Source organism: Nitrospira sp. (assembly GCA_005116745.1).
Lineage (GTDB): Bacteria > Nitrospirota > Nitrospiria > Nitrospirales > Nitrospiraceae > Nitrospira_D.
Genome location: SWDS01000010.1, coordinates 407,406 through 416,101, shown reverse-complemented (window position 1 = coordinate 416,101; position 8,696 = coordinate 407,406). Strand labels below are relative to the sequence as shown.

Annotated in this window: 9 protein-coding genes; all 9 read left to right on the top strand. The window is 54.6% G+C overall.

The window, feature by feature from the left end; genetic code table 11:
* Positions 1 to 125 precede the first annotated feature (125 nt).
* The 9 genes from E8D52_16800 (at position 126) to E8D52_16760 (ending at position 8,684) form a co-directional block, all read left to right on the top strand.
* Positions 126 to 557, top strand: a complete 432-nt coding sequence (locus E8D52_16800; protein ID TKB66035.1) for a hypothetical protein — start codon at positions 126 to 128, stop codon at positions 555 to 557.
* Complete coding sequence (locus E8D52_16795; GenBank protein TKB66034.1) at positions 550 to 1,224, top strand: sugar transferase; 675 nt, start codon at positions 550 to 552, stop codon at positions 1,222 to 1,224. Before E8D52_16800 ends, E8D52_16795 begins: the two co-directional genes overlap by 8 nt.
* Before the next feature lie 40 nt (positions 1,225 to 1,264).
* Positions 1,265 to 1,894 (top strand): acetyltransferase, encoded by a 630-nt coding sequence (locus E8D52_16790; GenBank protein ID TKB66033.1) that lies wholly within the window; start codon positions 1,265 to 1,267, stop codon positions 1,892 to 1,894.
* Between the two features lie 80 nt (positions 1,895 to 1,974).
* Complete coding sequence (locus E8D52_16785; protein ID TKB66032.1) at positions 1,975 to 2,514, top strand: hypothetical protein; 540 nt, start codon at positions 1,975 to 1,977, stop codon at positions 2,512 to 2,514.
* Positions 2,515 to 2,543: 29 nt separating this feature from the next.
* A complete protein-coding gene (locus E8D52_16780; GenBank protein ID TKB66031.1) occupies positions 2,544 to 3,617 on the top strand; it encodes a GNAT family N-acetyltransferase in 1,074 nt (357 codons plus the stop codon).
* 29 nt (positions 3,618 to 3,646) lie between these two features.
* Positions 3,647 to 4,483 carry a GNAT family N-acetyltransferase gene (locus E8D52_16775; protein TKB66030.1) on the top strand — a complete coding sequence of 279 codons (837 nt, stop codon included), beginning with the start codon at positions 3,647 to 3,649 and terminating at the stop codon, positions 4,481 to 4,483.
* Between the two features lie 360 nt (positions 4,484 to 4,843).
* Positions 4,844 to 5,959 carry a DegT/DnrJ/EryC1/StrS family aminotransferase gene (locus E8D52_16770; GenBank protein TKB66029.1) on the top strand — a complete coding sequence of 372 codons (1,116 nt, stop codon included), beginning with the start codon at positions 4,844 to 4,846 and terminating at the stop codon, positions 5,957 to 5,959.
* Between the two features lie 24 nt (positions 5,960 to 5,983).
* Complete coding sequence (locus E8D52_16765) at positions 5,984 to 6,655, top strand: hypothetical protein (protein TKB66028.1); 672 nt, start codon at positions 5,984 to 5,986, stop codon at positions 6,653 to 6,655.
* 94 nt (positions 6,656 to 6,749) lie between these two features.
* Positions 6,750 to 8,684: a polysaccharide biosynthesis protein gene (locus E8D52_16760; GenBank protein TKB66027.1), complete on the top strand. Its 1,935-nt coding sequence runs from the start codon at positions 6,750 to 6,752 to the stop codon at positions 8,682 to 8,684.
* The last annotated feature ends 12 nt before the right edge of the window (positions 8,685 to 8,696 follow it).

Below are 8,696 nucleotides of genomic sequence, written 5' to 3'. Positions count from 1 at the left end.
TGAAAAGCTGTGCCGCAAACTGCCCAATGGCGACCCGGATTTCCGCGACCCGGCCGTCTTCCCCACCGTGTGGGTGGAGTAGTGAGAATTGGACGGACTCCGCTCAGGGACGCGAGCACATCGATGTGGCAGAAGCCTTGTGGAATCTCGATGCGAGTGCAGATCGCAATTTCGTGAAAATGGTCGAACGAAACTCGCTGGTCCTGCGGCATGAAGGGATCGGTCCCATCGTCGCGCTCCAGCCCGAGATCGTGTATCAACAACGCAAGCAGCTGACTCCCTTCGAACAGACGATTCTGAATCAAGTGGCCACGAGTTGGCTGGTGAATTTTGTGGAATTTAAGAATCAAGCCCGTTCATTGATGACATCCAAACTACAGCAGGCGAGTGAACGAAACGGGGCATACTTTGCCGATCTCACGGATATTTTTCTCGGCGTGACAGATGACGCCTACTCGGACCACTGCCATTTGACCGCGAGCGGGAACCGTTCCCTCGCTGAATATCTAGGGCAGCGACTCCTGCCCGTGATTCGGAGCGCTGCCGCACATGGATAACCGATGTTGCCCGACAACGCGCGAAACTCGCAGCGGCTTTGGGGAACTGTTTCCTCCAAAACGACTGTTTGATCTGACGGTGACGGTGATCGCGCTTCCGTTCATCGTGCCCATTGTCGGCGTCGTGGCCCTCGTCGCTGGCTTCGTTCACGGATGGCCCCTCCTTTTCACCCAGATGCGTCCGGGATTGCATGGACGCCCATTTCGACTGTACAAGTTTCGAACGATGACGAATGATCGGGGACCGGACGGGCAGTTGCTACCGGACGAGAACCGGCTGACAAGATTTGGGAAGTTGATGCGGAGCAGCAGTCTCGATGAACTGCCCGAGCTGATCAATGTGTTGAAAGGAGACATGAGCCTTGTCGGCCCTAGACCGCTCCTCATGGAATATTTGGCACGCTACACCCCTGACCAGCATCGACGGCACCTTGTTCCTCCTGGCTTGACAGGCTGGGCGCAGGTGAATGGCCGGAACACCACCACCTGGCAACGACGATTTCTTCTCGATCTGTGGTATGTCGATCATCGCTCTCTCTGGCTGGATTGTAAAATCATCTTGCTCACGCCCTGGAAAGTTCTCAAACGAGAGGGCATTATGCATCCCGATGATCCATCCTGGGGAGGCAAGTTTAAGGGGGCCTCTTCAGATCGGCACGCTCAGTAAAACGTTGAAATCGAACGTATTGTACACTCGGAGCAGCCTCATGAAACACAGAGAAGATTTAATACTGATCGGCGGAGGAGGGCATTGTCGCTCCTGCATCGACGTCATCGAAGTAGACGGTCGATTCACCATCCGTGGCATCATTGACGAAAAGGACTGCTTGGATCTTGGGCTTTCGACGTATCCACTGCTTGGTCGAGAAGGAGATATTGCTGAGTTGGCAATGTCCTACAAATATTTTCTGATTACCATTGGCCAGATCAAGTCTCCGGATCCCCGTATTCGGTTGTTTGAGCATCTCAAGCAACTTGGCATGACCCTCCCTATCATCGTCTCTCCGTTGGCCCATGTTTCACGCCAGGCCGTGATTGGGGAGGGGACGATCATCATGCACCACGCCCTTGTCAATGCTGGAGCCACCATTGGACACAATTGCATCATCAATACGAAGGCACTGATCGAACACGACGCCGTCATCGAAGACCATTGCCACATTTCTACTGCGGCTGTCGTCAATGGAGCAGCCAAAGTTCAGCGCTGTTCGTTCATCGGCAGCAATGCTGTCCTGCGACAAATGGTCTCGGTAGGGGAACAGTCCATTGTGGGGGCCGGAGTGACCGTCCTTCATGACCTAGACGCACATTCGCACCTCACTAGCCATATACTCTAAGCAAACCGGCACATATTGCGCTGGTGTGCCTGCATCTACCCATCTGACTCACCTTCAAAATCGTTCTAAGTGAAACTTCCATGGTCTTAACACGAGTACAGGACGCCTTGCTTCCTACGGATGACGATGTGGCTTTTCATCGTCAGCATGGCTGGTTCCGATCAAAACGAGTATTGTCTGATGCGGTGCTCGATCATGCAGCAATTGGGATTCAGCGGCACTTTCTCGGTGAACGAGATTGGCTCCTTCCGCCTGCTAGTGGCTTTTCTGACTGGAAGTCTGGCGATGGCAATACGGTGCGCAACGCGGAGGTAGTGGCGCTTCAGAATGCAGAGGTCCGAACGTTGGCGCTGTCCCCGATCTTGGGCGCTATTGCCGCCCGCCTGACGGGAAGTCCTCATTGCCGGTTGATTCACGGAAGCGGGCCGAACACCAGCACAACATCACGCCTCGCCTTAGCGGTGCGTGTACAGGATGCCGGCAATCGGTATCGCCTCTACCACAATGCCAAGGGCATTCCTTGGCATATCTTCCTCGACGATCTCGCGCCGAAACGTGAAGACGGGTTCCCGGACTATACCGAACCCAGCGTCTTCCCTGTTCTGTGCAGCACCCACTAGCGTAAGAGGAAACCGGTACCCCACAGGCTATGAATATCGATCCCAGCACCTTTCTTCTCCTCGATGCGGCTGTCCCGGAACAGCGCGCGCAGTGGCTGGACTTGTGGCACCGGTGGCCAGCGCACGATGTGGTTGCCCATCCCGTGTATGTTGAACTCTTTGCCCGAACAGGGGACCGAGTCGTCTGCGCCTGTCAGAGGTGTTCGGAAAGCGGAATCCTGTTCCCGCTGATCGTTCGCCCACTCAGCGCTGAACCGTGGGGGCGAGGGGACGATACGGCCTGTGATCTCGTTTCGGCATACGGGTACGGCGGCCCATTTGGATGGGGAACCAATCATGTCGAAACGTTTTGGGCTGGATTTGACCAGTGGGCAGAGACGATTCATGCCGTATCGTTATTCACACGCTTCTCGTTATTTAAGGAACAGCTCATCCCATTTTTCGGTGATACGCACGTCAAGGGAAACTGTGTCGTCGTGTCGCTCAACCACGAATCTGATGCCCTGCTGCGCAGCTATACGAAGGCCGCTCGGGAAAATGTGCGGCAAGCCGAACGCGCGGGTGTGACGATCGAGATGGATCTCACAGGCCGGCGTTTGGAAGAGTTCATTCAAGTCTATTACTCAACGATGAATCGGCTTGAGGCCTTGCCCATGTATTACTTTCCACGGCCGTTTTTTGAGCGGCTGGTCAAAGAACTTCCCGACCAGGTTCTCTTCGCTCATGCCTTGTATGCGCAGCGTGTCGTCTCGAGTGAACTCCTATTAATTTCAGGCAGCCACCTCTATTCATTCCTGGGCGGGACGGTCGAGGAAGGATTATCGCTCCGCGCCAACCCCTACTTGCGCCATAGCGTGAACCTCTGGGGGAGAGCACAGAACAAGCACCATGTGGTGCTGGGTGGCGCCTATGGCAGCGACGACAGTCTCCTGCGTTACAAACAGCGCTTTGCTCCAAATGGAATCATGCAGTTTTGTGTTGGGAGCCGCATTTTTGACAGCCACGCGTATCACACCCTCATCGAGAAACGCGCAGCCTGGGAACGCGCGCAAGGGCATCAGTGGGCGCCCCCTGCCGGATTTTTCCCCGCCTATCGCGGGTGAGCGTCCCTCAACTTCTAAGGATAAACGATATGCTCGCTGACGCCATCATTCGGCCGGCCAGATCGGAAGATAGCGAAGCCATCGCGGCCCTGATGCGCGAGGGGGTGAGTGAGCAGGTACGACAGATCACGATTCTGGGGAGTCAATATCTCGCACGATTCATCGCCGATGAACTCGCGAGAAACCAGAATGATGACTACGTGGTGTGCACAGTGCGAGAGCAGATTACCGGCATGTGCGCCTGGAGACAGACCGACACGGTCTTGCATCTCAATCACCTCTATTTGGCGCCAAATGTGCGCGGACAAGGACTGGGCACTGCCCTGATGCTGGATGGGCTCAGCAGAATCCGTCGGGCATCGCAGCACACGCTCAGCACCGATGTATTTTTCGACACTCCCCGTGCACGCGCCTGGTATCGCTCCTTGAGCATGCAGTCAGAGAAGCATGTTCATTGGATTCAGGTACCGCTCCCCCTATCGACATCCGATGGCGAGTGTCGCTGTACCATTGCCGGGCTTGAGGAGGCCGCTGCCCATCATGTCCGCTATGGGTTTTCTCACATCGCGCTATCGACTCATGTGGGAAACTATCAAGTGGGCCGACTGGGCTCCGGCCTATTCCGGGTTGCAATGGTTTCGATTCTCCAGGATCCTGCTGCACTTCAAGGTCTCGCACGCTTCGATGCTGAGCGACAACTGATCTGCATCGGTTCTGCAGGGGACTGTGCAGCGCTGTCTCCCGATACCAATTCACTTGTTGCTGAAAGTGAACGACTCGTTTCCTCCTGTAGCACTGTTTTAAAACACTTAGAATCGTCCCTGGCTGGGCGGCATATTCACCAGGCCATTCCCGTTAGACTCTAGCTGTCTTCTGACCGCATAACTCGCAATATTTTCTTGTTCTTGCCTTGCCCGAGGGCGGCGTACAACCCCCAGGTGGTGAGTCCCCTGTAACTGCCGTTCAAACCGTGTGAGTGCTTCTTTGCCAAGAGACAGATCATGGTTACATTGCCGATTATTTATCCAGTTGACAGCAGTACTCACGGCTGACACGAGTCAGTAGCATCGTGATATCACCCCGAACCGTCGCATGAATCTTCAGTCGTTTCATCATGTGCTGTTTCCATCCGCGTTTGTCCCTTGTTGAAAAATCCGTCAGCCATTCACGCGTTTCTGAATCATCACTGTACATTGCAGTGATGATCATGCAGAAGGAGGAAGACTATGCAGCTCTCTATTATCCGTCCCACCCTTCCATCGATGAGCGAAATCATGCAGCTCGTCGGGCCGAGCTGGGAGTCCGGTACGGTCACACTCGGTCCCGTCGTCAGGAGCCTCGAAGAGGAAGTATGCCAGCGGACCGGCGCGCAATACTGCGTGGCGCTCTCGTCCTGTATGACTGGACTGATGATGATGCCCGGAGCTCTGGGATTGCCGCAGGGGGCAGAAGTCATCGTGCCGTCGTTTACCTTCGCGGCAACGGCACAGGCCTTGTTGTGGAATGGGTTGATTCCTGTATTCGTCGACTGTCTGCCAGGAACATGCACCATCAATCTTGCCGATATCGAACGGAATTTGTCTCCGAAGACGGCCGCCATTTGCGCGGTGTCGATCTTCGGGTTGCCTCCCGATAATGAGGCCTTGCTCGATCTTGGCCTTCGCAAAGGGTTGCCCGTGTATTTCGACAGTGCACAAGGACTGGGCGCGACGTATCAAGGCCAGCCGCTGGGGGGATTCGGCACCTGCGAAGTATTTTCAATGAGCCCGACGAAAGTTGTGACGGCGGTCGAGGGAGGACTGCTCACGACGAATGATCGAACCCTCGCGGAGCAGATGCGGTCCCTACGGGACTATGGTAAGGATCCTGTGAAGGGGGAAGAAATGCATCATCTGGGCCTGTCCGCGCGGATGAGTGAGCTGCACGCGGCGGTCGGGTTGCTCTCCCTGCGAATGATGGACGAACTGGTCAAGGCACGCCAGGAGCTCATTGCGATCTATCGAGATCGTTTGGGCACGCTTCCCGGATGTTGGGTTCAGAAATTCCCGGCCGATCGGAAGACGAGTGGGAACTATTTTGTGTTGTTTATCACGGATCATGCAAAGTTGAATCGTGATGCGGTCTACGAGGCATTGAAGGTAGCAGGAATTCAGACGAAGCGATATTTCTATCCGCCGGTTCATGAGCATGCGCTCTTTCAACGGTTTCCTATGCGTGTAAGCAGGAATCTACAGCATACAGAGAAGATCAGCCGGGAAGCCCTCGCACTGCCGTTGTACTCCCACACGACGCTGGAGGAAATAAATCACGTCTGCGTAGAGGTTGAGCAGTTGCTGGGGTAGGGATAACCAATCGAGAAAGTGAGCGTGCTTGGTCAAAGAAAGATGACTCTTGTGCGGGCGAAGTTATTGAGAGGCAAATGGATGTTGCTGACGATTGTCCTATTGCCACTCGCTGGCCTCTTTGGTCTCTACGGACTGAACTGGCTCATCCTTTACCCAGAGTTTGTGACCATGTTCCGCCCGCATCCTCTATTTGAAAGGCCGCAACCAGCCGACGCCATCGTCCCCTTGGCAAAAGACGTCACGCGTGATCGACTGGCTGCATTGTTGGTTGCGAAAGGGTTGGCGCCGCGAATACTGTCTACCCTGGTTGATGAGGCCTGCCTCCGTAAGCGTGGAGTGCGTGAACTCTGTGCAACCGGCGTGCGCAATACCGTCGATGAGGCCTTAACCCTCCGTCGTGTACTCGCTAGTGAGCGGATGGATCGTGTGATGATTGTCACGTCTCGCGACCATGTGGTGAGAGCCGCCGCCATCTTCACCCTTGTCTTTTTCGGAACTGGCATTGACGTAAATGTCGTGGCGACTCCGGTCGGCACTTCTCCGGGAGTGCTATCTGTTCGAGAGCTCCTATCATTCTTCCCAAGCCTGGGGGGCGCCGTGCTCGGTCGATTTACCCCCGAACTGTACGAATGGGTCATGCAATACCGCCGTGAGTTTCCTTATCGCCACTCCAACTCCAGAGTGGGGCTCTGAATAATTACTCGGCTATATGCTGCTGTACCGTTACCCCACGATCTGAGAGATAATTTCAGTCTACATCGTACTCGCATACCGATAGGATATTGTTATGATTGAACCCTTGCTCCGGTTCCGCCGGCCTCTTATTGTCGCGATTGATGTGGGCCTGATCGGGCTCGCCAATTATCTGGCTTTTTGGCTCAGGTTTGACGGGATCATTCCCGATTGGGCGATGGGGCTATTCCTACAAATGTTCCCGTTATTGCTGGTGATTCGTCTGCTGGTTCTTCTCCCATTCCGGCTCTATCAAGGAATGTGGAAACACACGAGCATCTGGGACCTCAAGAACATCATCGTCTCCTCGATCTTGGGTATGGCGGTGTTTTATGGTGCGGTCCGATGGGGCATTGGGCTGGAGAGCTATCCACGATCCATTTACATATTGGACACGGCATTGCTCATCATCCTCTTGGGAGGGGTTCGTCTCAGCCGACGATATTACCATGAGTTGGGCCGTTCCAATCGTGACACACGGGTGGTCATTTACGGAGCCGGCAATGCAGGTGCGGGCCTCGTCAGAGCACTGAAACAGAGTTCAGTGCACACTTACGAACCCCTTGGATTTATCGACGATGACCCTGCCAAAATAGGCCAGCGCATTCACGGCGTGCCGGTACTTGGCGGTCGCCAGCATCTCTCCCGAATCATGACGGATGTAACCCCTCGTGTCGTCCTGTTGGCGATCCCATCCGCCAGGCCAAGTGTCATACGTGATCTGGTGAAACTCTTTGAGCCACACAAGGTGAGAATCCAGATCGTGCCGAATCTCAAAAGTATCATTGAGGGGAAGGTCGAGATCACACAGATCCGGAATCTGGCAGTGGAAGATCTACTGGATCGGGCTCCGGTGGGACTTGATATCACGCCGCTCCATCGGCTCATTAAAGACAAAGCGATTATGGTGACAGGGGCAGGCGGCTCAATCGGATCAGAATTATGCCGGCAGGTTGCGGCGCTTGAGCCAAGTCTCCTGATCCTGTTCGAGCGGTATGAAAACAGCTTATTTGGAATCCATAACGAACTGATTGATGGTATGTGCGGGATTCCGGTTGTTCCAGTTGTGGGAGACGTCGGAGATGAGCTTCACGTTGAGAAGGTCTTGCAAGCATACAAACCGGCCATCATCTTCCATGCAGCGGCCCACAAGCATGTGCCGTTGATGGAGGCCAACCCCTGTGCCGCCGTGAAGAATAATGTCCGTGGGACTCGGATTGTGGCTCAGGCGGCGGCCCGTTGCGGGGTCGAGCAATTCGTGATGATCTCAACCGATAAAGCCGTGAACCCAACCAGCACCATGGGAGTGACCAAGCGTATAGCCGAGCTCGTTGTACAAAGCTTGGAGCAACAGGGTCAAACTAGATTCGTGACCGTTCGATTTGGGAATGTGCTGGGAAGCAATGGTAGCGTGGTGCCGCGTTTTCTTGAGCAAATCAAGGCGGGTGGGCCAGTGACCGTCACCCATCCTGAAATACGTCGATACTTCATGATGATTCCAGAAGCCGTGCAACTGGTTTTGCATGCTGCCGCGATCGGTGAGCCCGGCGCGATCTATGTGTTGGATATGGGGGAACAGATCAAGATCGTAGACTTGGCACGGAATCTCATTCGCCTGACGGGTTTGACTCCAGATGAAGATATCGCTCTGTCGTTCGTGGGGCTTCGGCCGGGCGAAAAGCTGTATGAAGAATTGGTCGGGCATGAGGAGACTGTTGAGCCATCAATGGGGGAGAAGATTATGAAGGTCACATCAAACCTTCTCTGGACTCCCTACACATTAATGCCGCTCGTGGCAATGCTGGAGCAAGCCGCAGCTCGGCAGGAAACCGATCGTGTGATAAGTCTTCTTCATGAATTGGTGCCGACCTTCCAACGCACAGAAGGCTACAACGGTCAGAAGGCCGAACAAGTCTTGTCCGGTACGGAAACCCAATTGATGAGTATCGGTAGTCGTGGGAGCATAACAAATGCCGGTACTCTGAGCTGAGTCGGGTTTGAG

Excerpts from the sequence above, each read along its gene's own strand:
- E8D52_16775 (TKB66030.1), top strand. The coding sequence starts at position 3,647 with ATGCTCGCTGACGCCATCATTCGGCCGGCCAGATCGGAAGATAGCGAA.
- E8D52_16795 (TKB66034.1), top strand. The coding sequence starts at position 550 with ATGGATAACCGATGTTGCCCGACAACGCGCGAAACTCGCAGCGGCTTT.
- E8D52_16785 (TKB66032.1), top strand. The coding sequence starts at position 1,975 with ATGGTCTTAACACGAGTACAGGACGCCTTGCTTCCTACGGATGACGAT.
- E8D52_16790 (TKB66033.1), top strand. The coding sequence starts at position 1,265 with ATGAAACACAGAGAAGATTTAATACTGATCGGCGGAGGAGGGCATTGT.
- E8D52_16770 (TKB66029.1), top strand. The coding sequence starts at position 4,844 with ATGCAGCTCTCTATTATCCGTCCCACCCTTCCATCGATGAGCGAAATC.
- E8D52_16760 (TKB66027.1), top strand. The coding sequence starts at position 6,750 with ATGATTGAACCCTTGCTCCGGTTCCGCCGGCCTCTTATTGTCGCGATT.
- E8D52_16780 (TKB66031.1), top strand. The coding sequence starts at position 2,544 with ATGAATATCGATCCCAGCACCTTTCTTCTCCTCGATGCGGCTGTCCCG.